At 61.5% G+C, this 23,295-nt stretch carries 22 protein-coding genes; 13 read left to right on the forward strand and 9 right to left on the reverse strand.

Features of this window, described 5'->3' with window-relative positions:
* Nucleotides 1-53: 53 nt before the first annotated feature.
* From C1T17_RS04030 to C1T17_RS04055, 6 genes are all read left to right on the forward strand, one after another.
* On the forward strand, nucleotides 54-4,577 hold the full coding sequence (locus C1T17_RS04030) for a beta strand repeat-containing protein (protein WP_104952332.1): 4,524 nt from the start codon (nucleotides 54-56) through the stop codon (nucleotides 4,575-4,577).
* 174 nt (nucleotides 4,578-4,751) lie between these two features.
* Entirely contained in the window at nucleotides 4,752-5,561 is an 810-nt protein-coding gene (rfbF, locus tag C1T17_RS04035) for a glucose-1-phosphate cytidylyltransferase (RefSeq protein WP_104952333.1), read from the forward strand.
* Nucleotides 5,554-6,711 carry a CDP-glucose 4,6-dehydratase gene (gene rfbG / locus C1T17_RS04040; RefSeq protein WP_104952334.1) on the forward strand — a complete coding sequence of 386 codons (1,158 nt, stop codon included), beginning with the start codon at nucleotides 5,554-5,556 and terminating at the stop codon, nucleotides 6,709-6,711. Before rfbF ends, rfbG begins: the two co-directional genes overlap by 8 nt.
* Complete coding sequence (locus C1T17_RS04045; protein WP_104952335.1) at nucleotides 6,702-7,928, forward strand: DegT/DnrJ/EryC1/StrS family aminotransferase; 1,227 nt, start codon at nucleotides 6,702-6,704, stop codon at nucleotides 7,926-7,928. The genes rfbG and C1T17_RS04045 overlap by 10 nt, the downstream gene beginning before the upstream one ends.
* Before the next feature lie 13 nt (nucleotides 7,929-7,941).
* Nucleotides 7,942-8,859 carry an NAD-dependent epimerase/dehydratase family protein gene (locus tag C1T17_RS04050; RefSeq protein WP_189338488.1) on the forward strand — a complete coding sequence of 306 codons (918 nt, stop codon included), beginning with the start codon at nucleotides 7,942-7,944 and terminating at the stop codon, nucleotides 8,857-8,859.
* Nucleotides 8,856-9,890 (forward strand): glycosyltransferase family 2 protein, encoded by a 1,035-nt coding sequence (locus C1T17_RS04055; RefSeq protein ID WP_104952337.1) that lies wholly within the window; start codon nucleotides 8,856-8,858, stop codon nucleotides 9,888-9,890. The genes C1T17_RS04050 and C1T17_RS04055 overlap by 4 nt, the downstream gene beginning before the upstream one ends.
* A 36-nt stretch (nucleotides 9,891-9,926) precedes the next feature.
* Here C1T17_RS04055 and C1T17_RS04060 read toward each other — a convergent pair whose 3' ends face one another.
* Complete coding sequence (locus C1T17_RS04060; RefSeq protein WP_104952338.1) at nucleotides 9,927-10,358, reverse strand: pyridoxamine 5'-phosphate oxidase family protein; 432 nt, start codon at nucleotides 10,356-10,358, stop codon at nucleotides 9,927-9,929.
* Nucleotides 10,359-10,534: 176 nt separating this feature from the next.
* Here C1T17_RS04060 and C1T17_RS04065 point away from each other — a divergent pair, with 176 nt between their 5' ends.
* Nucleotides 10,535-10,723, forward strand: coding sequence for a hypothetical protein (locus tag C1T17_RS04065; protein WP_104952339.1), 189 nt, complete (start codon nucleotides 10,535-10,537; stop codon nucleotides 10,721-10,723).
* Nucleotides 10,724-10,730: 7 nt separating this feature from the next.
* Here C1T17_RS04065 and C1T17_RS04070 read toward each other — a convergent pair whose 3' ends face one another.
* Nucleotides 10,731-12,050, reverse strand: coding sequence for an MFS transporter (locus C1T17_RS04070; protein WP_104952340.1), 1,320 nt, complete (start codon nucleotides 12,048-12,050; stop codon nucleotides 10,731-10,733).
* Nucleotides 12,051-12,227: 177 nt separating this feature from the next.
* Here C1T17_RS04070 and pgsA point away from each other — a divergent pair, with 177 nt between their 5' ends.
* From pgsA to C1T17_RS04085, 3 genes are read left to right on the forward strand one after another with little or no spacing between them, the layout of a single operon-like run.
* The gene (gene pgsA, locus C1T17_RS04075; protein ID WP_104954985.1) at nucleotides 12,228-12,779 is read left to right on the forward strand and encodes a CDP-diacylglycerol--glycerol-3-phosphate 3-phosphatidyltransferase; all 552 of its coding nucleotides are present in this window, start codon (nucleotides 12,228-12,230) and stop codon (nucleotides 12,777-12,779) included.
* Between the two features lie 6 nt (nucleotides 12,780-12,785).
* Entirely contained in the window at nucleotides 12,786-13,043 is a 258-nt protein-coding gene (locus C1T17_RS04080) for a MoaD/ThiS family protein (RefSeq protein WP_104952341.1), read from the forward strand.
* Nucleotides 13,040-13,483, forward strand: a complete 444-nt coding sequence (locus C1T17_RS04085; RefSeq protein WP_104952342.1) for a molybdenum cofactor biosynthesis protein MoaE — start codon at nucleotides 13,040-13,042, stop codon at nucleotides 13,481-13,483. The genes C1T17_RS04080 and C1T17_RS04085 overlap by 4 nt, the downstream gene beginning before the upstream one ends.
* A gap of 8 nt (nucleotides 13,484-13,491) precedes the next feature.
* On the opposite strand, the gene C1T17_RS04090 is transcribed toward C1T17_RS04085, so the two are convergent.
* Both C1T17_RS04090 and C1T17_RS04095 read right to left on the reverse strand, forming a co-directional pair.
* Nucleotides 13,492-14,427 (reverse strand): hydrogen peroxide-inducible genes activator, encoded by a 936-nt coding sequence (locus tag C1T17_RS04090; protein ID WP_104952343.1) that lies wholly within the window; start codon nucleotides 14,425-14,427, stop codon nucleotides 13,492-13,494.
* 38 nt (nucleotides 14,428-14,465) lie between these two features.
* A complete protein-coding gene (locus C1T17_RS04095; RefSeq protein WP_104952344.1) occupies nucleotides 14,466-15,251 on the reverse strand; it encodes a sulfite exporter TauE/SafE family protein in 786 nt (261 codons plus the stop codon).
* 161 nt (nucleotides 15,252-15,412) lie between these two features.
* On the opposite strand from C1T17_RS04095, the gene epsC reads away from it, so the two are divergent.
* Both epsC and C1T17_RS04105 read left to right on the forward strand, forming a co-directional pair.
* Nucleotides 15,413-16,120: a serine O-acetyltransferase EpsC gene (epsC, locus tag C1T17_RS04100; RefSeq protein ID WP_104952345.1), complete on the forward strand. Its 708-nt coding sequence runs from the start codon at nucleotides 15,413-15,415 to the stop codon at nucleotides 16,118-16,120.
* Nucleotides 16,120-16,479, forward strand: a complete 360-nt coding sequence (locus tag C1T17_RS04105; RefSeq protein WP_104952346.1) for a DUF2794 domain-containing protein — start codon at nucleotides 16,120-16,122, stop codon at nucleotides 16,477-16,479. The genes epsC and C1T17_RS04105 overlap by 1 nt, the downstream gene beginning before the upstream one ends.
* Here the strand turns inward: C1T17_RS04105 and mddA are convergent, their stop codons facing one another.
* Nucleotides 16,480-17,214, reverse strand: coding sequence for a methanethiol S-methyltransferase (mddA, locus tag C1T17_RS04110; RefSeq protein WP_104954986.1), 735 nt, complete (start codon nucleotides 17,212-17,214; stop codon nucleotides 16,480-16,482).
* A 345-nt stretch (nucleotides 17,215-17,559) separates the two neighbouring features.
* On the opposite strand from mddA, the gene C1T17_RS04115 reads away from it, so the two are divergent.
* Nucleotides 17,560-18,990 carry a porin gene (locus C1T17_RS04115; protein ID WP_317617066.1) on the forward strand — a complete coding sequence of 477 codons (1,431 nt, stop codon included), beginning with the start codon at nucleotides 17,560-17,562 and terminating at the stop codon, nucleotides 18,988-18,990.
* Here the strand turns inward: C1T17_RS04115 and C1T17_RS04120 are convergent.
* From C1T17_RS04120 to pstB, 4 genes are all read right to left on the reverse strand, one after another.
* A complete protein-coding gene (locus C1T17_RS04120) occupies nucleotides 18,987-20,831 on the reverse strand; it encodes an AsmA family protein (protein ID WP_223262899.1) in 1,845 nt (614 codons plus the stop codon). The two genes, C1T17_RS04115 and C1T17_RS04120, sit on opposite strands and share 4 nt — an antisense overlap.
* A 115-nt stretch (nucleotides 20,832-20,946) precedes the next feature.
* Complete coding sequence (gene phoB / locus C1T17_RS04125; protein WP_104952348.1) at nucleotides 20,947-21,645, reverse strand: phosphate regulon transcriptional regulator PhoB; 699 nt, start codon at nucleotides 21,643-21,645, stop codon at nucleotides 20,947-20,949.
* Between the two features lie 11 nt (nucleotides 21,646-21,656).
* A complete protein-coding gene (gene phoU / locus C1T17_RS04130; RefSeq protein ID WP_104952349.1) occupies nucleotides 21,657-22,355 on the reverse strand; it encodes a phosphate signaling complex protein PhoU in 699 nt (232 codons plus the stop codon).
* A 144-nt stretch (nucleotides 22,356-22,499) separates the two neighbouring features.
* Complete coding sequence (gene pstB / locus C1T17_RS04135) at nucleotides 22,500-23,291, reverse strand: phosphate ABC transporter ATP-binding protein PstB (RefSeq protein ID WP_104952350.1); 792 nt, start codon at nucleotides 23,289-23,291, stop codon at nucleotides 22,500-22,502.
* Nucleotides 23,292-23,295 lie beyond the last annotated feature (4 nt).

The following is a 23,295-nucleotide window of genomic DNA, read 5'->3' on the forward strand; positions in this document are numbered from 1 at the left end:
TCGTGTGGCGCGTGATCGGTACGTCACGAAATGGGCGACGAGGGGACGAACGAATGGCGGGCGGGGCTTATACATCGGGTTCGGGCGAATGGCGCGTCAACACCAAGACATCGGGCGTGCAGACAGACTCGAGCATGACCGCGCTTGCATCGGGCGGGTTCGTCATCTGCTGGACCGATGCGACGGCCGATGGCAGCGGTTCGGGCGTCAAGGCGCAGCTTTACGATGCGAACGGTGTGGCCGTGGGCGGCGAGTTCCTGGTCAACTCCACCACCCTCAACGCGCAGGATCAAGCCTCCGTCACCGGACTAGCCTCGGGCGGGTTCGTCGTCACCTGGACCGACAATAGCGGGACTGGGCCGGACGCCGACAAGAACGGCATCAAGGCGCAGCTTTACGACGCGAACGGCGCGGCAGTCGGCGGCGAATTTCTCGTCAACACCACCACGCAGCTTGGCCAGTCTAATTCGGTGACGACAAGCCTCGCCTCGGGCGGTTTCGTCATAAGCTGGGTCGATGCCAGCGCGACCGCGCCCGATGCCAAGGGCACGGGCGTCCGCGCGCAGATCTATAACGCAGCCGGAGCCAAGGTCGGCGGCGAGTTCCTCATCAACAGCACGATCACCGGCAGCCAGCAATTTCCGGCCATTGCGGGCACTGCGTCCGGCGGCTTCGTCGCGACATGGGTGGATGGCAGCGGCCTTGGCGGCGACAGCACCGCGCCCAGCATCAAGGGGCAGATGTTCTCCGCGACGGGGGGCAAGATCGGCGGCGAGTTTCTGGTGAACACGGCGACGGCCTCCAGCCAGGATCAGCCCGTCATCACCGCGCTCAACAATGGCGGCTTTGTCATAGTCTGGCGCGACATGTCGCAGCAGGGCGACACCAGTGCGGCAGGTGTGAAGGCACAAGTCTACAATGCGGCGGGCGCCCGCGTCGGCGGCGAATTGCTGGTCAACAGCACGACTTTCAATTCGCAGGATCAGCCGTCCGTCACCGCGACGTTCGACGGCGGCTTCGCGGTAAGCTGGCGTGACAACAGTAACCTGTCCACCGACGCCAGCGGCTTCGGCATAAAGACGCAGATTTTTGACGCAGCAGGCAACAAGCTGGGCGGCGAGTTTCAGGTCAACGGGATCACGAGCGGCAATCAGGAAATGCCCTCCATCATCGCGCTTGCGTCCGGCGCGCTGGTCGTGAGCTGGACTGACTATAGCGGGCAGAGCGGCGACACGGACGGATCGATCAAGGCGCGCATATTGATGCCGACATCGGCCCCGATCGGCAACGTTGCGATATCCAACACGATCATCTCCGAGACCGCCGTCGAGAACACGACCGTCGCCAGCATGAGCGCGACAGGAGCACTTAACGCCACCTACAGCTATCAGATCATCGACGACTCGACTGATGGCGCATTCGCTATCCAGGGCGACAAGCTTGTGGTGAGCGATAGCCTTTTGCTGGATTACGAGACCGCGCCCGACGCGACCATCATCCTGCGCGCCACTGACACCTTCGGCAATAGCCTGGACAAGGTCATCAACCTCTCGCTCACCAATTCGGCGAACGAGAAGCGCTATGCCGGTGGGTCGGAATTGCTGGCGGAGACGGCCATCAACGCAAACCAGCAGCAAGCCGCCGTCACGGGGCTCAGCAACGGGCGCTATGTCCTCATCTGGAGCGACGGTAGCACGCAGGGCGGCGACGCGAGGAGCTATGGCATTAAGGGGCAGATCGTCAGCGCCAGCGGCGCAAAGATCGGCGGCGAGTTTCTGGTCAACAGCCAGACGTTGAACAGCCAGGACAGCCCGGTCACAGCGGCGCTGCCTTCGGGCGGGTTCGTCGTCAGTTGGATGGACTCCAGCCTGCTTGGCGGCGACGCGTCCGTTTCCTCTATCAAGGCGCAACTATACGATGCGAGCGGGGCGGCGGTCGGCGCCGAGTTGCTCGTCAACACCTCCACTGTCAGTGCGCAGCGCACGCCCGCCATCGCCGTGCTGGCTTCGGGCGGGTTCGTCATCACATGGGCGGACTTAAGCCTGCAAGGCGGCGACGCCAGCGGCAGCAGCGTCAAAGCCCAGCTATTCGATGCGAACGGCAACCGGACCGGCGGTGAGTTCCTGGTCAACAGCGTCACTGCCAACGCGCAGGATACGCCGGTGGTCGCCTCGCTCGTCTCAGGCGGCTTCGTGATAAGCTGGCATGACTCGAGCCTTGCCGGCGGCGACAGCAGCAAGGATTCGGTCAAGGCGCAAATCTACGACGCGGCCGGAGCCAAGCTAGGCGGCGAATTCCTGGTCAACACCGAAACCAACGGGAATCAGCAGCAGCAGGCGATTATCGGTCTCTCGAACGGCGGCTTCGTCATCGCCTGGGCCGACGCCAGCCTTCGCGGCGGCGATAATGATTATTATGGCATAAAGCTTCAGCTTTTCGATGCGAGCGGTGCGAAGGTTGGTGGCGAGAAACTCGTCAACACGACGACGCTCGCGGGGCAGATCGCGCCGACGCTTTCGGCGCTCGGTGACGGCGGCTTTGCTGTGAGTTGGTCGGATTACAGCGGCGCGGCGGCCGAAGGCGGGACGCCCGGCGTCAAGGCGCAGATCTTCGACGATCAGGGCAGCCGCATCGGTGCGGAATTCACCGTCAACACGCAGTCGCTCGGCCCGCAGGTCGATCCCGGCATCGCGGGCGGCAAGGATGGCGACTTCCTCGTCGCCTGGACCGACTACAGCGCGCAGGGCGGCGATAATTCCGGCACTGCCGTCAAGTATAAGATCTTCAGCCCCCTGGGATCGCAAGGCGGGCCGCCTTCGCTCATTGCGAATCCGGATACCTTAAGCGGTCAGGAGGATCAGGCCAGCACCTTCCTGCGATCCAGTCTGCTGGCCAACGACGTCGATTCTGCGGGTCTGCCTATCAGCCTGACAGGCGTTTCGGCTATCTCGGGCGGCACGGTGTCGTTGAACGGGAGCGGCAACATCGTTTTCTCGCCCTTCGCCAATTTCAGTGGCGCGGCGCTGTTCAGCTATTCCATCGTCGATAGTGCAGGCGCCACCGCGACCGGGCGTGTCACCGTCAACGTCGCACCCGTGAACGATGCGCCGCTTGCGGCGAATGACAGCATCAATGTCGGCGAGGACGGCTCCACTTTCTCGGTCAGCACGCTGCTCGCCAATGATGTGGACGTCGATCCGGGCGACGTACTGACGCTCCAGCCGCTTCCCGCCGCGACTGCCAGCGGCGCGGCGCTCTCCGTCACAAACGGCGTCGTCACCTACGCGCCCGGCACCATGTACCAGTCGCTGGCGGCAGGAGAGACGGCAACCGACAGCTTCAGCTACACGATCGCGGATTCGTCCGGCGTTCAGTCGAGTGCGGATGTTACAGTGACGGTCGTTGGGGCCAACGATGCCCCGACCACACTGACGCTCACAGGCAATCGCGTGGACGAGAACGCCGCAAACGGCACAGTGGTCGGCACCTTCGCAGCCCAGGATGTCGATCACGCCGATGTACTGACATACAGCCTCACCAGCACCGCCAGCGGACGCTTCACGATCGATGCGGCGACGGGCGTCGTCACCGTGGCCAATGGCAACCTGTTGGATTTCGAAGCTGCCAGCAGCCACACTATCATCGGCCGCGCCACGGACACCACGGGTGCATTCGTGGAATCAACCGTCAACATCAGCCTCAACAATCTACCGGAACCCAAGAGCTATACGGGCGACAATGGCGTCAATGTCTTCACTGCGTCCACGAACGACCTGTGGACGATCAACGGCTTGGGCGGCAACGACATCTTGACCGGCAATGCCAGCGCCGACAGCATCTATGGCGGTGCTGGCAACGACACGCTCGACGGAGCCGGGGGTGCGGACACGCTCTATGGCGGCATCGGCAACGACATATTCTACATCGACAACTTAGGCGACCGGATCGTCGAAGGAGTGGGGGAGGGGACCGACCTTGCCTACAGTCCGGTCGATTTCACCATGGAAGCCAATCTGGAGAAGCTGACTCAGACCGGCGCCGGCAACATCAGCGTGACCGGCAACGACTTCGCCAACACCTTGGTCGGCAACGATGCGAACAACAGCTTCTTCGGCGGCATTGGCGGCGATCTCATCACGGGCATGGGCGGCAACGATCTGATCTATGGAGAAGCTGGGAACGATTTCCTTCAGGGCAATGACGGCAACGATCTGCTCGTCGGTGGTGCAGGATTGGACGAACTGACCGGCGGCGCGGGCGCGGACCGTTTCCTGTTCAACTCGCTCACTGTCTCGGCCGACCGCGATACCGTGAAGGACTTCGCCGCCAGCGAAGACCTGTTCGCCTTCGCGCAGTCGATATTCACGGCATTTGCGACGACACCGCTCGGCACTTTGCCGGGATCGGCGTTCTTCGCGGGGGCCGCAGCCCAGAACGCCGATCAGCGCGTCATCTACAGCAGCGCGACGGGCAATCTTTTCTACGATCCGGACGGCTCGGGTTCTGCGGCGATGGTGCAGGTCGCCTTCCTCAGCAACAAGCCCGTCCTCACCGCGCAGAACTTCACCATCGTTTAACCCCAAAGGCGGAACGGGCCATCGAGATACCCCTTTAGGCAGGAGCGCGCCTAGCGGTGACGCCGGGGGTAATCCTTCTAAGCCACATCACTCTCCGGTGCGTCAGGGAACCGCTCCAGCCTTTCCGCTATGCTTGCGCTATCAGCGTAAGGCTCGGGCGGCGGAGAACAGGCGATGAAGACGGTTTTGCTCGCGGGGGGGCTGGGTTCGCGCCTGGCGGAAGAAACCGGCATCATTCCCAAACCCATGGTCGAAGTCGGCGGGCGGCCAATCATCCTGCACGTCATGGATATCTACAACCACTGGGGTCACCATGATTTTATCGTGGCCTGTGGTTACAAGTGCATGTTGATGAAGAAGTTCTTCCACGACATCCACTTCATGAACAACGACTTCACGATCATGGCCGACAGCGGCGTGGTGGAGCTTCGCCCGTCGCGCTTGGTCGAATGGAATATCTCGGTCGTGGACACCGGCGAGCATACGATGACCGGCGGTCGCCTGCGCCGCCTGCGCGACTGGATCGGAGGCGAGCCGTTCATGGTCACCTACTCCGATGGGGTAGGGAATATCGACATAGAGGCGCTTCTCGACTTCCACCGCTCGCACGGCGGTCTGGCAACGGTGACGGCGGTGCAGCCCCCGGCGCGCTTCGGCAACCTCGAACTGGATGGCTCGCAAGTCACCGAATTCACCGAGAAGGTTCTAAAACACGAAACCTGGATCAACGGTGGCTTTTTCGTATTCGAGCCGGGGGTTCTCGATTACCTGACCGACGATCAGGAGCCGCTGGAGCAGGCGCCGCTGACGCGCCTCGCGCAAGACGGCCAGCTTTTCGCGTTCAAGCATACCGGCTTCTGGCACCCGATGGACACCGTGCGCGATCGCGATCACCTGAACCAGCTTTACGCCAGCAGCAATGTGCCCTGGCTCGACTTTCCGACACGTGCGCCCGTCGATCTGCCGCGTGCCGTCAATGCCTGAGGCGCATTTTCCCGCAGACGATCTGCGGCGGGCCTTTTCGGGGAAGCAGGTTCTCCTCACCGGACATACCGGGTTCAAGGGCGCGTGGCTGGCTTTGTGGCTGACGAAGCTTGGCGCACGCGTGCGCGCCGTCGCGTTGCCGCCCACCGCCGACCAGCCATGCATGTTCTCCGCCGCTCGCATAGAGGCGCTGGTGGAGCATCGGATCGCCGACATCCGCTGCGAAGAACAGTTCGCCGTTGCCATCGACGGCTTTGATCCTGATCTGGTCGTCCATATGGCCGCGCAGGCGCTCGTCCGCCCTTCCTACGCCGCGCCCATCGACACCTTCCGCACCAATGTTATCGGCACCGCTGTCGTGATGGACGCTGCGAGGCGCATGGAGCGGCTGCGCGGGATCGTCGTCGTGACCAGCGACAAATGCTACGAGAACAGGGAATGGCAGTGGGGCTATCGCGAAACCGACCGGCTGGGCGGCAAAGACCCGTATAGCGCCTCGAAGGCCTGCACCGAACTGGTCGCCACATCCTACCGCAAGTCGTTCTTCGGCGAACCCGACAGCGCAATCGTCGCCACGGTCCGCGCGGGGAATGTGATCGGGGGAGGGGACTGGTCGACCGATCGCCTCGTGCCCGACATGATCCGTGCGTCCGCGGCGGGCGAAAGCGTGCGCATCCGCAATCCCGCCAGCGTCCGTCCCTGGCAGCATGTCATCGAACCGCTCGCTGGCTACCTCCAGCTTGCGGCGGGAATGCTCGACGGGCGGCGCAGCCTGTCCGGCGCTTGGAATTTCGGCCCGAATGCTGAAAGCGTTGTTGACGTCGGCACTCTTGCGCAGATGCTCCAGCAGCGATGGGGGCCGGACGCCGCGCCTCTCCACTTCGACTCGCCCACGTCTGAAAAGCCCGAGGCCGGGCTTCTCCGCATCGACAGTAGCAAGGCGATCAGTGAACTTGGCTGGCGTCCACGCCTGTCTCTGCGGGAGACGCTGACGTTCACGGCCGACTGGTATCGCGCCTGTCTTTCAGGGTCGGCGAACCTTCGCGTGCTCAGCGAACAGCAGATCGACCAGTATATGAATGTCCCACACAGACAGCATCGCACCCCGGCGGCTGTCGCTCTACAGGAAGGTGAAGCCGCATGCGCGTGAACTATGGTCAGACGGTCCACGGCGAAGCGGAGATCGATGCGGTCGTCGAAGTTCTTCGTTCGTCCACGCAAATGGGTGCGAAGGTCGCAGGGATGCAGGATGCCGTGGCGGCCCTGTTCGCGAAGCGCTTCGGGGTCATGGTGAATTCAGGATCGTCGGCCAATTACTTGGCTGTCGAACTGCTGGGCCTGCCGCATGGTAGCGAAGTGATAACGCCGGTGCTGACGTTCGTGACGACGGTCGCGCCGCTGATCCGCAACGGCCTGATCCCCGCATTCGTCGATGTGAGCGAAGGCACCTACAATATCGACGAGTCCGCGATCGAAGGGATGATTACCGAGCGGACGCGCGCCATGATGATCCCGTCGCTGATCGGCAACCTGCCCGATTGGGACATGATCTATCACATTGCCGACCGTCATGGTCTGGCCGTCATCGAAGACAGCGCCGATACCCTAGGCGCGACATTGCGCGGCACGAGCACGGGGACGCGATCGGACATCAGCACGACCAGCTTCTACGGCTCGCATGTCATCAACGCCGCCGGAAATGGCGGCATGTTGTGCATGAATGACGAGACGCTGGCCCGCCGCGCGCTGCTGCTGCGCTCATGGGGGCGCTCCTCCTCGCTTTTCCCTGATTCCGAAAGCATCGAGCGGCGTTTCAACGTCACGCTGGAGGGCATTCCCTACGACGCCAAATTCGTGTTCGAGGAACTTGGCTATAATCTTGAGCCATCGGAGATCGGAGCGGCATTCGGTCTGGTCCAACTCGGCAAGCTGGAACACAACATCGTCGTGCGCGAGCGCAACTTCGCGCGGCACCTCGCCTTCTTCGCAGATTATGAAGACTGGTTCGTCCTGCCGCAACAGCTTGCCGAGGCACGAACCGGATGGCTGGCTTTCCCGCTGACGGTGCGTGCCGATGCACCCTTCACGCGGCGCGAACTTCAAACATTCCTGGAGGAGCGCGACATACAAACACGCGTCATCTTCACCGGCAACATCCTGCGTCAGCCCGCCATGGCTAACGTCAAGGCGCGGACCTGTGTGGCCGGTTATCCCGTCGCGGACGCAGTAATGCGCGGTGGCATGTTGATCGCCTGCCATCATGGCCTGCTGTCCGAACAGATCGATTACATGCACGAGAGCTTTGCGGAGTTCGCATCTCAATATGGTGGAGCGGAGCGAGCGGACTTGCGGCAACTCGCGTCCTGAACGGAGGGAAGCGGTGCCCGAACGCGTTCTCATAACGGGTGGTGCGGGCTTCATAGGCACGCATCTGGCCGCCAGTCACCTCGCCGATGGAGACGATGTTCATCTGCTCGTGCGTCCCGGCAAGCAGGTGTCCGGCAACGTGGCGACGGTTCACGCCGTCGACTTGCAGGATCGTGATGCTCTTGAGGACTGCCTCCGATCCATTGCACCGACCATCATCTATCATCTTGCGACCAGCACCGGGCGAAACGCGAACTGCGATGTCGATGCGCCGGAACTGCTCGTCGATCCCGCCAATCTCCTCAACATGATCCGCGCCGCGAAGCGGGTGTCGCCGAAAGTTATGATCCGGGCAGGGTCCATCGCCGAATATGGCGGCAATCCTCGCACGGCGCACGAAGATGATCGCGAGAATCCGTCCTCCAGCTATGGCGCGGCTTTGGTGGCGGCAACGCATTATTGCAGCGTTTTGCAGCGCCAACTGCCATTCCCCCTTCATACGGCCAGGCTGTCGCTGACCTACGGGCCGGGGCAGGCCGCGAACTACATGGTTCCCGCGCTTTTGCAGGGACTACTACGCCGTGAGCAGGTGTTCGTGCGCAATCCGCTCGACCGGCGCGACCTCGCCCATGTCAATGATATCGTCGCTGGGTTGAGGATGCTCAGCGCAGCCAACTTTGCCCAAGGCCAGATCATTAACCTGACGAGCGGCCATGCCCCGTCCATGCGGCAGGTCGCGTACCTCGCCTGCGATGTCGTGGGGGTGGACCGGGAACTGGTGCACTTCGGGAAAGCCCATCCCGCCAGCGCATCCACGCTGTGCGTCTCCGCTGAACGTGCGCGCGCGCTACTGAAATGGCGCGCCGCAATATCGCTCGCCGAAGGGTTGGCCTCCACCGCCGCCGCAATGCGACAGGAGATTTACGCATGACGAGTTCAACCGCGACGCTCGTGTCCATCCTTGTGCCTGTCTTCAACGAAGAAGCGAATGTGGATCGCGCCTACAACCGCATCACCGCAGTCTTCGCTTCTCTGCCGGACCATGATTGCGAGATCATCTTTACCGACAACCATTCCACCGACGATACGCACGACCGCCTCCTCCATATCGCAGCGCGTGACGACCGGGTGCGAATCGTCCGCTTTGCCCGTAACTATGGGTATCAGCGGTCCGTTCTGATGGCCTATCAGAAGGCACGGGGTGACTGCTCGATCCAGATCGACTGCGACCTTCAGGATCCGCCCGAACTGATCCCGCAGATGCTGGACCTGTGGCGGCAGGGCAATCAGGTGGTCTATGGCATCCGCCGCTCGCTGCCCGACGGGCTAGCCGTCGCGACGGTGCGGCGGATATTCTATCGCCTTATCACGGCGCTCTCGGATGATCGCCTGCCGGTTGATGCGGGCGAATTTCGGCTGGTCGACCGGAAGCTGCTCGATGAAATGCGGACGATCCGCGATACCAGCCCCTATGTGCGCGGCGTCATCAGTGCGATGGGCTTTACGCAAGTCGGATTCCCCTACGATCGCCATGACCGGGTCGCCGGAAGCAGCAAATTTCCGCTGCGCAAGATGATCGGGCTTGGTCTCAACGGCATCCTCAACCATTCGCTTGTTCCCTTGCGCATGGCATCGGCCGTAGGACTGACAGTGGGTGTGTCCACTATGATCCTGATCGTGGGCTACTTGATCGGACGGCTGCTCTTTGGCCAACACTGGCCCGCGGGCTTCGCGACGACGACGATGCTTCTGCTCCTGGGCATCACGCTTAACGCATTATTCCTCGGCATTATCGGCGAATATCTCGGGCGCATTTACATTCAGGTCAAAGCGCGGCCCGGACCCATTGTGGAGATGGAAGTCGACCGCACGCCACTGCATCGTTTCCAGCAGGACCGCGCGCGTACCCGCCGCCCTAACGAAGACCAGCCCGAATTGATCTACAAGGAAGTCAGCGGGTGAGGGCGGGGCAGCCCCAACTACTGCCCCAGTACGCCTCTAGACGGTCAATTCACCCTCATCCTCACCGTCCCAGTAATGCACACGGCTGGCGTGCACCTTGATGAGGACGAGGCCCGGCGTATCGATGCCGTTTTCAAACCAGCGGTCGATATCCTTGGTCCAATGCTCGGCAAACGCTGCCTTGTCGCGGATCAGATCGGCGTTCCCTTCGACGGCGACGAAGAAGGGGCGCTGACCTAGCAATCCTGACTTGCCGAGGAAGCTCAGGCCGACCTGCGGATCACGCTGGATGTCCTGGACCATCGTCGTGCTGTCATGCGTGAAATAGTAGGAGTCGCCATCATAATCGACTTCGCGATTGTTGCTCATCGGCCGTGCGCCGATCGCGCCACCCTGCGCATGAGTCGATAGCATCGCAAAATCGATGTCGCGCATCTTGCTCGAAAGATCGGCCAAAGTTCTGGGCATACTCGTCTCCTGTGATTTTGGGGGACAACGCGTCGCCCGCGTGAAAGGCTCCTTCGCGGCAGGCATTCCCACCATTCGCTCCAGCCGCGCCATGGCGCTGTCCCATAGCGGCACGGCGGATTGTTAACCCTCTTTCACCATGGCCGAAAAGGTAAACGATGCGTTAACGATGCATCATGAGAAAACGTCGCGCCCTTGTCCTCACCAGCGAATCGGCTGGTCATCCGTTCCGCCGCAGTCTGCCGCCACACGTCCTGGTCATGCCTAAGCATGATGCGCCCGCAAAGTCGGACGATCAGGACTGGAAGCTATTTGGCCTGAGTTTCGCGGCCTTCTTCACGGCGTTCTACAGCTTTATCGCCTAAGCGGGCTTCAGGCGGACGCTATCGCGGGCACCCCGTCGCAGGCCTTGTGCAGCCGCCATGCGAGCCACGCCGACACCGGACACATTGCAGCGACGAGCACGAGCTGATTGACTGGCGCCATGCCCGCCATTGTCAGGCCGATTGCGATGACCGATCCCGCCACCATCGCACCGGAATTGACGATGTTGTTCGCCGCAACCGTGCGAGCCGCCTCGCACTTCTCCACCGTAGTAGTGAGGAACGCATAGAGCGGCACCACGAACATACCGCCGAACGTCGCGACGCCCAGCAGGCATCCGGTGAGCTCAAGCGCATCGGGATGCCGCATGAACTCACTTAGCGACAGGAATGTGCCGTCCGCCGCACCAGTCCAGTTCGCGCAGACGAAGTGAAAACCCAGCAGGCAGACCCCCATACCGAGCACCGAAATAGGGGCATATTTAGCCGATACCGCGCCCTGCAGCAGCCGGTTGATGGCGACTGAGCCGATGGCGATCCCGATCGAGAATATGGCGAGGAACAAGCTCGCGACAGCCTTGTCGGCAGTCAGGACGTTTTTCACCAGCGGCGGGAACTGGATGAACAGCACCGCGCCGATCGTCCAGAAAAAGCTGATCGCCATGATCGCAAGGAAGAGGCGCGGAATGTGCATCGTGCCTTTGACCAGCCGGATCGAGGCGCGGATCACATGGTAATCCAAGGGATCGCAACGCCCCAGCGGCGGCGCAGTGGGCACCTGCCGCCCGGCGACATAGCCGATCAGGGCGGTGACGATGACGCCCGCAGCCGCTGCTTCCACTGGGATTATGCCCGCCAATATCGTGCCCGCAAGGATCGCGATATAAGTACCCGCTTCGACCAGCCCCGTGCCGCCCAACACTTCGTCGTCATGCAGATGTTGCGGCAGAATCGCGTATTTGATCGGGCCGAAGAAGGTGGAATGGATGCCCATGGCGAACAACGCCAGCAGCATCAGCGGAATCGCGAAGCTGTGGATCGCAAAACCCAGCCACGCCAGCGCCAGCCCCGCCGCACCGACAATCATGATGCCGATCTCGGCCGCCTTGACGATCCGGATCAGACGCGCCTTGTCGCGTTGATCGGCAAGCTGTCCCGATAGGGCCGACAGGATGAAGAACGGCAGGATGAAAACGCCCGTCGCGATCGCGCTGAACCACGTCTCCGCCTTCTCGTCGCTATAGACCGAGTAGACGACGAACAGCACCATGGCGTTCTTGAACAGATTGTCGTTGAATGCGCCCAGCAATTGCGTGACGAACAACGGCAGGAACCGCCGTTTTGTGAGGAGCCTGAACGAGGCTTGCATGTAGGCGACGACTTCTCGCTGTTGCGCTTATGAGGCGGGGTCTAGCGGCTGAGAGCTGCGCTGTCCAACACGCTATGCCGATGGTGCGACCAATTGACGTTCGTTGCGGAGGCGGTTCAGACGCAAACGCCCGTGCTTCACCTTGTCACCGGCAATCGGCTGTGGCAGGCAAAATCCATGCTGACGCTGCCCAATCTGTTGACGCTCTCGCGCATCTTCGCCGTGCCGCTTCTGGTTGGCCTGCTGTGGTGGCCGCAATGGGAAGCGGGCTATGCCTTCGCGTTCGCGCTCTACTGCCTGATGGGCATCACTGATTATTTCGACGGCTATCTGGCGCGCGCGAACGGCGCCGTGTCGCGGCTCGGCATCTTCCTCGACCCCATCGCGGACAAGATCATGATCGCTGCGGTCATCCTGATGCTGTCGGCAACGCGCGATATTGCGGGCATTCACATCATCGCGGCGCTGGTCATCCTGCTGCGGGAGATCGCCGTGTCGGGCCTGCGTGAATTTTTGGCCGGATTGCAGGTCTCGGTTCCGGTTTCGCAACTTGCCAAGTGGAAGACGACGTTTCAGCTTGTCTGTTTCGGTGCGCTGATCCTTGCAGGAGCCTTGCCTGCCTACGCCTTCATCAAATGGACGGGGATCGCGACGCTATGGGGCGCGGCGATCCTGACCCTGATAACGGGCTGGGATTACCTCCGCGTCGGCCTGAAGCATATGGACTGATGCGACATGGCGCTTGAAATCCTTTATTTCGCCTGGGTGCGCGACGGCATAGGCAAGGATGGCGAGCGCATCGACAGCCCTTCGCCTGATACCACCGTGGAGATGCTCGTCACCAATCTGGCCGAGCGGGGCGGGGGCTATGCGCAAGTGCTGGCAGATCGCACGCGCCTCCGCGCAGCGCTCGACCAGAAATTCGTGCCGCTCGATACGCCAATCGGCGGTGCGCGGGAGCTGGCGCTGTTCCCGCCGGTGACAGGCGGATGAGCTTCTTCACGTCAGTCACGACCGAGGACTTCGATCCCGCCCCCGAACTGGCGGCGCTCGAAAAGCTGGGCGGCGGCGGCGTCGCCAGCTTTACTGGCATCGTGCGTGGCGGCGAAGGACTCGTAAGCCTCCATCTCGATCATTATCCCGCAATGACGCAGGCGCAGGTGGACAGGATTGCCGCGGACGCAATGGCACGCTGGCCGCTACTGGGGATACGCATCGTTCACCGCGTCGGCACGCTGCTGCCGGGTGAGCGCATCGTCTTTGTCGGCACCGCATCGGCGCGCCGCACCGCCGCCCTGGAAAGCTGTGCCTTCCTTATCGATTGGCTGAAGAGCCACGCGCCGTTCTGGAAGAAGGAAACTTTCGATGATGGGCGGCAAAACTGGGTGGAGGCCAAAGCTGAGGACAACGCCAAAGCCGCGTCCTGGCGCTGACCTAGGCTCTACGCAGCAACCTTTTCCCGGACCTTCCGCGGCGCTTTCGCAGCCTCCCGCAGGATGTCCGCGAGCATCCGGAATTCCTTCTCGCGCGGACTGTTCCTGCGCCAGATCAGGGCGATATCTCGCTTGGCGTTATCGGTGTTCAAGGGCCGCGCGACGATCTGGGTATTGTCCAATATGCCCCCGGCGATCGCCATTTCAGGCAGCATGGTAAGGCCAAGGCCATTGTCCACCATCTGAACCAGCGTATGCAGCGACGTGCCCATCATCGTCGCCTCCGCGCGCAGCTCAGGACGGTTGCAGGCGGCAAGCGCGTGATCCTTCAGGCAGTGTCCGTCCTCCAGCAGCAGCAACCGCGCCTCATCGATCATATCGGCATCGATATGTGCAGGCGGATCGCGGGGATCGTCTTTGGGAAATGCGACGAACAGCGCATCGGAAAACAGCATTTCGCTGTCCACGTCACCCGTCGCATAGGGTAGCGCAAGCAGCACGCAATCAGCCTGTCCATGACGCAGCGACTCGACCGCAGCGTGGCTCGTCTCTTCACGCAGGTACAGCTTGAGATCGGGCTTTTCGGCCCGCAACCGGGGCAGCAACTGCGGCAGCAGGAACGGCGCAATCGTCGGAATGACACTCATCCGCAGTTCGCCGCTCAGCGGTTTGCCGGCCGCCTGCGCAATGCCCGCCAATTCTTCTGCTTCCCGCAATACCCGGTGGGCCTTCTCTACGATCCGGTCGCCAAGGGCCGTAAACCGCACGACCCTGCGCGTACGTTCGACCAACGTCACGCCGATCAGCGACTCCAGTTCGCGTATCCCGGCGGACAGCGTCGATTGCGTCACGAAGCAGGCATCCGCCGCTTTACCAAAATGGCCCTGTTCCTTCAGCGCCACCAGATATTGCAACTGCTTGAGCGTCGGCATGTAGCTCGACATGATCTACTCCCTCGATTGATAAGGGAAATATAATCGCTCTACCCGATATATCCAAGCCACTTGGCAATGCCGAACAGTGATGTGAGGGTGAGGACGATACCGACAGAAACCATCAGCACCTTGGGCGCGATGTGCCGTGCCAGCATAGCGCCCAACGGCGCGGCAATAACCCCGCCGATCAACAGGCCCGATGTTGCGATGGTGAACGCCTCCCATCCGATGTTGAGGAAGAAGGCGATAGAGATGCTCAGCGTCAGGATGAACTCGACGCTATTGACGGTGCCAATGGTATGACGCGGGCTTGATCCCTGAATCAGCAGGTTGGACGTCACCACCGGTCCCCAGCCACCGCCGCCGATGGCATCGAGAAAGCCCCCGACAAGGCCCAGGGGGCCTACGATCTTCGGATTGTTATGCTTGGGCGGCAAATGTCGTGCACGCCAGATGAGAAAAACGCCGATCGCCAGCAGATATGCCTGTATGAACGGTTTGACCACATCGCCATCTATGTTCGAAAGCACATAGGCGCCCAGCACACCGCCGACCACGCCGGGAATGACAAGCCGCCGGAAGAGGCTCCAGTCGACATTGCGATGCGCGATGTGGCTGATTGCCGACACTCCGGTCGTGCATGTCTCCGCCGCATGGACGCCTGCGGACGCCGCAGAAGGCGGCACACCCAATGCGAGCAGCAGCGTGCTGGAGATTACGCCATAGGCCATGCCAAGCGCGCCATCCACCACTTGCGCAAAGAAGCCGACCAGCACAAACGGCCAGAGGGCGTCGGCATGAGCCGCGCCTGCGCTCAAGATCGAATCGATCATCTAGGCCCCTTATACTTCGTATTGTCTATCGCCGTGCTTGGCTTTTCAAGTTTTGCCAAACAACTTTCTCTTGTCCCATGCGAAGGCAAAAACGGCGTACCTCTGGAATAAGTAACCAAGAACGCCTATTCTGTACATTGGTTCAGGTCAAAGGGCGTCCTATGGTCCGTCGTCTCATTGCGTATCTCGATTCGATCAAGTCGCGAGATCCCGCACCGCGCTCACGCGCGGAGATAATGCTGTATCCCGGCGTGTGGTCGCTGGCGTTTCATCGCGTCGCCCATCGCCTTTATCGCGCGGAGCTGTTCTTCCTCGCGCGTGCGATCAATCACATGTCGCGCTTCCTCACCGGCAACGATATTCATCCTGGAGCACGGATCGGCCAGCGGTTCTTCATCGATCACGGCTTTACCGTAATCGGCGAAACCGCTGAGATTGGCGACGATGTCACCATCTATCAGAACGTCACGCTCGGCGGCACCGATCCGGCCAATGGCATCGCGGGCAAGCGGCATCCCACTATCGGTAGCGGCACGATCATTGGCTCTGGTGCGCAGGTGCTGGGGCCGGTGACGGTCGGACCCCGTTCGCGGATCGGCGCGAATGCCGTCGTTACCAAGAACGTGCCGGATGGCGCGACCATGGTCGGTATTCCGGCGCGGCAGATGCTGGTCGACGTCACCGCCTATCAGCGGGATTTCGTCCCCTACGGCACGCCGTGCAGCAACAATTTCGATCCCGCCACGCAGAAGCTGGAACTGCTCCAGTGCGAAGTCGAAGAACTGCGCAAGCGCCTCGCCGCACTGGCTGAGGAGCAAGGCCGCCAGCTTCGCAAGTCTGACGATGTAGAGGAGCGCGGCTGCGCCTGATGAGCAGTGCTTTTCATCCGGGCAATGTCACGCCTTTTCCATCAGGGCGCACCGAATCGCAGACATTGTTCGACCGGCAGGAACTGATGCGGATCATGGATCTGTATGGCCGGATGGTGTCGGCGGGGCATTGGCGCGATTATGCCATCGACATGGGAAAGGACGCGGCGGTCTTCTCCGCCTTCCGTCGCTCCGCCGAACGGCCCGAATATCGAATCGAAAAGCGTCCCGCATTGCGCAACCGTCAGGGTATGTGGGCACTGATCGGGGAAGCGGGCGCAGTGCTGAAACGCGGTGCTGACCTGGGACCGGTTCTGGCACCGGTCGAGCGCAAGCTGATGAAGCTGGTTGAGGAGTAGCTACTTGCCGCCAAAGCGGGGGGAGAGCATCCCGACCCGCGATTTGTAATCCTGATAATCCTTGCCGAACAGGGCGATCAGGTCTTTCTCCTCATAGCCGATCGCGACGACGATATAGAGCGACATTCCCACTGCAAACAGCAAGTGACCCGCCGTCATCAGCGGCGTGGCCCAGAAGGCTATAAGGAACCCGCTATACAGTGGATGCCGCACGATCTTGTAGAAGAAGGGCTGGCGAAACTGCGGTGCCACTGCGCTTCCGCCGCGCATGTTCTGATAAACCTGCCGCAGCCCGAACAACTCGAAATGGTTGATGAGGAAGGTGCTGAGCAGCACGATCAGCCAGCCGAGACCGAACAGCGCCCATAACATCCCTGCGCCAATCGGATTTTCCACACGCCAGACCGTGGTAGGTATCGGCAGCCAGAAAAAGAACATGATCCATAGTATGGCGCTGGTCACCAGCACATACATGCTGCGCTCGATCGGCTCAGGGATGTAGCGAGTCCATACCTGCTTGAAGCCTTTCCGCGCCATCACGCTATGTTGCAGGCCGAACAGCGCGATCAGCAGGATGTCCGTGATGACAGCCGTCGAGACATCGGCTTCGCGCCCATAACTGATCGTACGCGGTACGCCAGGAATGTCGCCCACGAACGCCACGAGGTACAGGAACGTCGCGAGGAAGATAAAATAGGCGGCAACGCCAAACAGTGCCGATAAACCACGCGACATGGTGCCCTCCACCGCTGATCGTTTCGGCACCATACCATCCTTGACCCAGCGGTGCCAGTTGAGCCGTTCCTAAGCAGTGTTGCGGAGTTTTTATGTCTGTTCCGGCAAGCGCGGCCTAATCGAGAGCAGCCTTATCAAGAGCGCGCGCCTGATTGTCGCGCAAGAGTCGCGCAAGCAACGCACAAGGACGCATCACCTGTTGGTAGTCTTTCTTCAGGTTACCGCATGACGCTCCAATCGCTGTCACAAAATAGAAACAAATATTCCTCTGAAGTGAAACAAAATTGTCATAGGCGGGCCTTCCGACACGGTGCTTGGAAGTGGTCGGCAGACTCGACGGAGAACATGATGACGTTCCAGAACAGCGTGCTGGTTACTGCAATGGCGCTTGCCGCCTTACCGTCGGTCGCGTCCGCTCAGGCACTGAGTGCACAGGAAGCGGCAGAACTTCGCGCGCAAGTTGCAGCCCTCAAGGCGCAGGTTGATCGTCTGGAAGCGCGGCTGGATAACGCCGCCTCAAGCACCGCCAGCGCGCCAACTACGTCTGCGCCCTTATCCTCGCCTCAGATCGCCGCTACCGATCCAGCACAACCGACAGCGCCTCAACCCCAGTCGGGCAAGAGCGATACAGGCATCAAATGGAAAGGTGCACCACAACTCAGTCTTGGCGATGCGACGTTCAAGGTGAACGGGCGCATTCAGTACGACGCTGGTTATCTGTCCTTGCCAAAGTCCGTCAATGACCGTGCCGTGGGCTATTCCAACGAACTTCGCCGCCTGCGCCTTGGCGCTACGGGAACATTGGGCGGCGGCTTCGGCTACAAGCTTGATACGGAACTGTCGGACAACGCCGTCGATATCGTCGACACCTACATCACGTACCAGGCTGGCAAACTGCTGGTGACACTCGGCAATCAGAATCAATTTCAGTCTCTGGATGAACTGATCGGCGATAGCACCGGCTCCGTCATGGAGCGCGCTGCGTTTACTGACGCGTTCGGGTTTGAGCGGCGGCTGGGACTGTCCGTCCAATACAAGACCAAGTTGCTGATCGCGCAGGGCGGTATCTTTTCCGACAGCATCGATTCGCTCGCCAACAACAGCGACGGTTCCGCTGGCGGCGACGAGAACAACAGCTTCGCGCTGGACGGACGCATCGTCGTCACCCCCAAGCTTGGCGACATGCAGTTGCAGTTCGGCGGCTCCTATCACTGGCGGGACTTTCAGCGTCTGTCCGAAGCGCCGGTCCAGTACCGTCAGCGCCCGTACCTGCACAGCGTCAACAGCCGCTTCCTCGCCACACCCAGGATCGCCGCAGAAGGCGAGTCGCATTACGGCTTTGAACTTGCGGGCAGCAAGGGGCGGCTGTTCTTCGCAGGCGAGGGCCACTGGTTGCGATCCATGCGGCCCGGTCTTGCCGACCCCAGGTTCTTCGGGGGCTATGCCGAAGTCGGCTACTTCCTGACGAAGGGCGACGCACGCCCGTTGCAGGACGGCATCTTCGGCCGGACCGATCCTGCCAATCCGGTGAGTGAAGGCGGCCCCGGCGCATGGCAGGTGGCATTTCGCTACGACTATCTTGATCTCAATGATAAGGGCATCGTGGGCGGCACGCAGAACGCTTACATCGTTGGACTGGTATGGACGCCGATCAATTATCTGCGCTTCAATGCGAACTACGCGCACCTGTCCTACACCAATGCTGCGATACTTGCCGGCACGCGCGCGGATTACAGCGCGGATGTCATGGCGTTACGCGCGGAACTTGATTTCTAACGCAGGGCTTGCGCCGAAAGCGCATTGCAATCAGCGTCTTGCGCCGTCGCGCCTTGTTTCCCGGCGATTGCCCGGCCGAGCATCTTGAGTACGTTGCCCACGGACTTGGTCTCCTTGGGAATGACGATGTCAGGTGCCTTGATTGTGCCGCGGATCGGCACAGTGCCGGAAAGCCGCAATATGCTTTTGGCCTTCGGTGTGCCCGCCAGGTTGAGCGACAGTTGCTCGGTCCTTAGATTGACCGCCCCGCTGGCCCGCGTCAGCGCTCGCGTCGTGTCGATCAGGACAGGATTGGCCCGCGCGATCCCATTCTGCACGTCCAGCCGCGTGACCATGCAGCGCAGCGTCGCAAGTTCCCGCTTGTCTGTCGTAAGGCCGCGACCGATGTCCTGCCCCAATAGCGACGCTGTACGCGCGGGGATCGTGCCGTCCCGCGCCACCAGCGCGATCACACCGCTCGATTGTCCGATCGCGCTGCGGATCGTGCGACCCCGCCCGGCAAGACGCAGTTTCCCGCTGAGCTTGCCGTCGATGTCCGCATCGGGGAAGAAATCCAATAGCCGCGCATCGCGCACATTCATCGCGACGCTAAGCAACGGCGAGGGAGCTACTCCGCCTCCAGCCCGCTGATCCACGGATAATGTGCCGACGAACCGTCCGCGCGTCAGTCCCAATTCCAGCGGATCAAGCACCAGCCGCGTTCTTTCCAGTAACATCGTTCCTCTCAGGCTCCGGAAGGGCGAAGAGCCGGGCCACAGCAAAGTGCCCACGCGCAACCTCAGCCGACCATCGGTCTTTGCCACGCTGTGCAGATCGATGGCGGTATCCGGCACCACGCGGTCGCCGACCTCCGCGCGCTTCGCCTGCCCGCGTGCTTTCCCCGCGTCGCTGGCGAGGTCCGAAAAATCGAACCGGCGCGAATGGACGTCGCCATCGATCCGCGTTCGCCCGTCGCGCTTCCGGATCGTGGCGCTCCCTGCGATATCGGATCGCCCGATCGTACCGCGCAGGTTGGTGACGGTCCAATCGGGCCTGTCGCGCCGCACCTTCGCGGACAGCTTGACTGGCTGCGTACCTGGCAGGCCCGCTTCGATAATCACGTCCACCAGCGCCAGATCGTCGCCATAGGCCGTGGCGTCGGCGGTCAGATGCCCCATGTCCAGAGGATGATCCATCGTCCCCTTGAAAGTCGCGCCGACCGCCGCGCCCTTGATCTCCGCGCGGAACGGCCATGGTTTATCGGCTGCCGCCCCGGCAATTGCGCCTCCCTCCACGACGACATCGACGGGACGTCCCTTGATGAGTCCCGTGCCGCGCATGACCAATCCGCGACGGACATCCGCCTCCACCTTCAGGTCGACACTGCGGTCCCGCTTGGCGTCGCGATAGATGACGCGGCTGTCCGTGACCTTCAGGCGGGAGAGGGCAGGGCGGCGCCCCCCGCCTTCACTCTTGGCTCCATCGTCCCAGCTTTCGCGGCCTTGCCTGTCGCGGATCAGCGTTACGGTCGCGCCACGTACATCGAATGCTTCGACAGCAATATGCCCCGTCAGCAGCGAGAAGGCGCTGAACCGAAGGCGCGCTTCTGCGACACGCGCAAGATCGCCTGGCCCTGCCCAGCGCGGCTGCGGAATACTAACGCCGCGCGCCGTGACTTCGGGATGAAAGGAAAAGCGGTCGGTTCGTTCCAGCACTTCGATATGTGCGGGCCGACCGAGCCGTTTGGAAAGCCGCTGCTCGATTGTGCCGCGAAGCGCACCCCAGGGAAAAGCCGCAAGTCCGATCAGCATGAGGAGCGCAAGCAAAGCTACGATCAGCGGACCCTTCACCCACCACGACACTGTCCGCAATTTTAAGCCTGCTCTTTCGGGGCATCACGCTGGGATAAGCATGTGCAGCAGGGACGCACGAGCAGGACTTTCGTTCCGCTATCGCATCAAGCGCGGCTTCGTAGCGTCAGGCTGCGCCGTCCGTATCAAGCGCATAGCCGGCCGACCTGACGGTGCGGATGATATCGCGATGGGCATCGCCATTGATCGCCTTGCGCAAGCGGCGGATGTGCACATCCACCGTGCGCAGTTCGATGTCGCTGTCTTGTCCCCATACGCTGTCGAGCAGCCGTTCGCGCGAAAAGACCCAGCCCGGATGCTCCAGGAAGTGCTTGAGCAGGCGGAATTCCGTGGGTCCGAGCGAAACCATCTGCCCGGCACGACGGACTTTGTGGCCTACGGTGTCCATTTCGATGTCGGCAAAGGACAATGTCTCGCCCGCCAAAGCAGGCCGCACGCGCCGCAGCACTGCGCCTACCCGTGCCACGAGTTCGCGCGGGGAAAAAGGCTTGGTCACATAATCGTCCGCACCGGTTTCCAGGCCGCGTACGCGATCCTCTTCCTCGCCGCGTGCCGTCAGCATGATGATGGGGACGTTGGCCGTGCCTGTCATCCGGCGCAGGCGGCGGCACACTTCGATGCCGGACAGGCTTTCCACCATCCAGTCGAGCAATACGATATCGGGCGTATCCTCCTGCGCCAGGATCAGCGCTTCCTCGCCGTCCACGGTGTGGGAAACCTCGAAATCTTCTCGCTTGAAATGCCAGATCAGAAGCTCGGCCAGCGCCGCATCGTCTTCCACCAGCAACATCTTGGCTCGCGCCATGGCCGTCGTCCTTATCTAGCCCGATCGTCTTCGGGCGCTTCGCCGCGCTCGCGATCGGGGAGGTATTTGCCGGTCGCTGCGTAATAGACCATCTCCGCGACATTGGTCGCATGGTCGCCGATCCGTTCGATATTCTTGGCCACGAACAGCAGGTGCGCGCTCTCCGAAATCATCTTCGGATTCTCGGCCATGTAGGTGAGCAGCGTGCGGAAAATGCTGTTGTAGAAATCGTCCACCACCTTGTCGCGCTCGATCACGGCGATCGCCAAATCGGCGTCGCGCGCGGCAAAGGCGTTCAGTGCATCATGCACCATCTCACCCGCGATCTGCCCCATGGAGGGGAGAAGCGACATCAGCTCAAGTTGCCGGTTCTCAACGATCAGCGGAACGCGCTTGGCGATGTTCTTGCCATAATCGCCGATCCGCTCGACCACGCCTGCAATCTTCAGCGCCGCCACCACTTCGCGCAAGTCGTTCGCCATCGGCGCGCGCAGGGCAATGGTCTGCACCACCAGCCGCTCGACCTGTTCCTCCAGCGCGTCGATCTTGGGGTCGTCGCGTACGACTTGCCGCGCCAGATCCTTGTCGCGGCGGATCAGCGCCATCATGGCATTGTCCAGACTGGCTTCGGCGCGCCCGCCCATTTCCGCGATCAACCCGCGCAGAGTGTCAATGTCCTGATCGAAGGCCTTGACCGTATGTTCAACCATCATGTCTCTCCTGGCGATCCATAGCTGATCTCACCTTCCGTTCGGGCTGAGCGAAGTCGAAGCCTTTACCTGAGCGTAGCGAAAGAGCCTCGCATGCGCTCGGCATGACCCTTCGACTTCGCTCAGGGCGAACGGAACGCAACATCATCCATATCGCCCTGTAATATAATCCCGCGTGCGATCCGCCTTCGGATTGGTGAAGATGTCCGACGTCACGCCATATTCTACCAGCGTGCCCAAGTGGAAGAACGCCGTCCGCTGCGACACGCGCGCGGCCTGCTGCATGTTGTGTGTCACGATGACGATGGCATATCGCCCGCGCAGTTCATGGATCAGTTCCTCGATCTTGGCCGTCGCGATGGGATCGAGCGCGGAGCACGGCTCGTCCATAAGGATGACTTCCGGCTCCACCGCGATCGCGCGGCCGATACACAGGCGCTGCTGCTGGCCACCTGAAAGTGCGGTGCCACTTTCGTTCAGCCGGTCCTTCACTTCTTCCCAAAGGCCCGCCCGCCGGAGCGACTTCTCAACGATCACGTCCATGTCGGCCTTGGCACTGGCAAGCCCGTGGATGCGTGGGCCGTAGGCGATGTTCTCGTATATCGATTTGGGAAACGGATTGGGCTTCTGGAACACCATGCCGACCCGCGCGCGGAGCTGCACCACGTCCATCGATTGCGCGTAGATATTCTCGCCGTCCAGCGTGATCTCGCCCTCGACCCGCGCGCTTGCGACAGTGTCGTTCATGCGGTTCATCGTCCGCAGGAATGTGGACTTGCCACAACCGGACGGGCCGATGAAGGCGGTCACATTGTCCATATCGACGTCGATCGACACATTGTTGATGGCCTGCTTTGCCCCGTAAAAGACGTTGACATCGCGTGCCGTCATCTTCGGGTTGTTGGGCTTCAAAGCCTGTTGTTCTTCGGTGAGCATATGT

The sequence above is a fragment of the Sphingobium sp. SCG-1 genome (genome assembly GCF_002953135.1).
GTDB lineage: Bacteria > Pseudomonadota > Alphaproteobacteria > Sphingomonadales > Sphingomonadaceae > Sphingobium.

What these genes read in the sequence shown, in the direction of transcription:
- C1T17_RS04030 (WP_104952332.1), top strand. Translation starts at nt 54, where the DNA reads ATGGCGGGCGGGGCTTATACATCGGGTTCGGGCGAATGGCGCGTCAAC.
- rfbF (WP_104952333.1), top strand. Translation starts at nt 4,752, where the DNA reads ATGAAGACGGTTTTGCTCGCGGGGGGGCTGGGTTCGCGCCTGGCGGAA.
- rfbG (WP_104952334.1), top strand. Translation starts at nt 5,554, where the DNA reads ATGCCTGAGGCGCATTTTCCCGCAGACGATCTGCGGCGGGCCTTTTCG.
- C1T17_RS04045 (WP_104952335.1), top strand. Translation starts at nt 6,702, where the DNA reads ATGCGCGTGAACTATGGTCAGACGGTCCACGGCGAAGCGGAGATCGAT.
- C1T17_RS04055 (WP_104952337.1), top strand. Translation starts at nt 8,856, where the DNA reads ATGACGAGTTCAACCGCGACGCTCGTGTCCATCCTTGTGCCTGTCTTC.
- C1T17_RS04060 (WP_104952338.1), bottom strand. Translation starts at nt 10,358, where the DNA reads ATGCCCAGAACTTTGGCCGATCTTTCGAGCAAGATGCGCGACATCGAT.
- C1T17_RS04065 (WP_104952339.1), top strand. Translation starts at nt 10,535, where the DNA reads ATGAGAAAACGTCGCGCCCTTGTCCTCACCAGCGAATCGGCTGGTCAT.
- C1T17_RS04070 (WP_104952340.1), bottom strand. Translation starts at nt 12,050, where the DNA reads ATGCAAGCCTCGTTCAGGCTCCTCACAAAACGGCGGTTCCTGCCGTTG.
- pgsA (WP_104954985.1), top strand. Translation starts at nt 12,228, where the DNA reads ATGCTGACGCTGCCCAATCTGTTGACGCTCTCGCGCATCTTCGCCGTG.
- C1T17_RS04080 (WP_104952341.1), top strand. Translation starts at nt 12,786, where the DNA reads ATGGCGCTTGAAATCCTTTATTTCGCCTGGGTGCGCGACGGCATAGGC.
- C1T17_RS04085 (WP_104952342.1), top strand. Translation starts at nt 13,040, where the DNA reads ATGAGCTTCTTCACGTCAGTCACGACCGAGGACTTCGATCCCGCCCCC.
- C1T17_RS04090 (WP_104952343.1), bottom strand. Translation starts at nt 14,427, where the DNA reads ATGTCGAGCTACATGCCGACGCTCAAGCAGTTGCAATATCTGGTGGCG.
- C1T17_RS04095 (WP_104952344.1), bottom strand. Translation starts at nt 15,251, where the DNA reads ATGATCGATTCGATCTTGAGCGCAGGCGCGGCTCATGCCGACGCCCTC.
- epsC (WP_104952345.1), top strand. Translation starts at nt 15,413, where the DNA reads ATGGTCCGTCGTCTCATTGCGTATCTCGATTCGATCAAGTCGCGAGAT.
- C1T17_RS04105 (WP_104952346.1), top strand. Translation starts at nt 16,120, where the DNA reads ATGAGCAGTGCTTTTCATCCGGGCAATGTCACGCCTTTTCCATCAGGG.
- mddA (WP_104954986.1), bottom strand. Translation starts at nt 17,214, where the DNA reads ATGTCGCGTGGTTTATCGGCACTGTTTGGCGTTGCCGCCTATTTTATC.
- C1T17_RS04115 (WP_317617066.1), top strand. Translation starts at nt 17,560, where the DNA reads ATGATGACGTTCCAGAACAGCGTGCTGGTTACTGCAATGGCGCTTGCC.
- phoB (WP_104952348.1), bottom strand. Translation starts at nt 21,645, where the DNA reads ATGGCGCGAGCCAAGATGTTGCTGGTGGAAGACGATGCGGCGCTGGCC.
- phoU (WP_104952349.1), bottom strand. Translation starts at nt 22,355, where the DNA reads ATGGTTGAACATACGGTCAAGGCCTTCGATCAGGACATTGACACTCTG.
- pstB (WP_104952350.1), bottom strand. Translation starts at nt 23,291, where the DNA reads ATGCTCACCGAAGAACAACAGGCTTTGAAGCCCAACAACCCGAAGATG.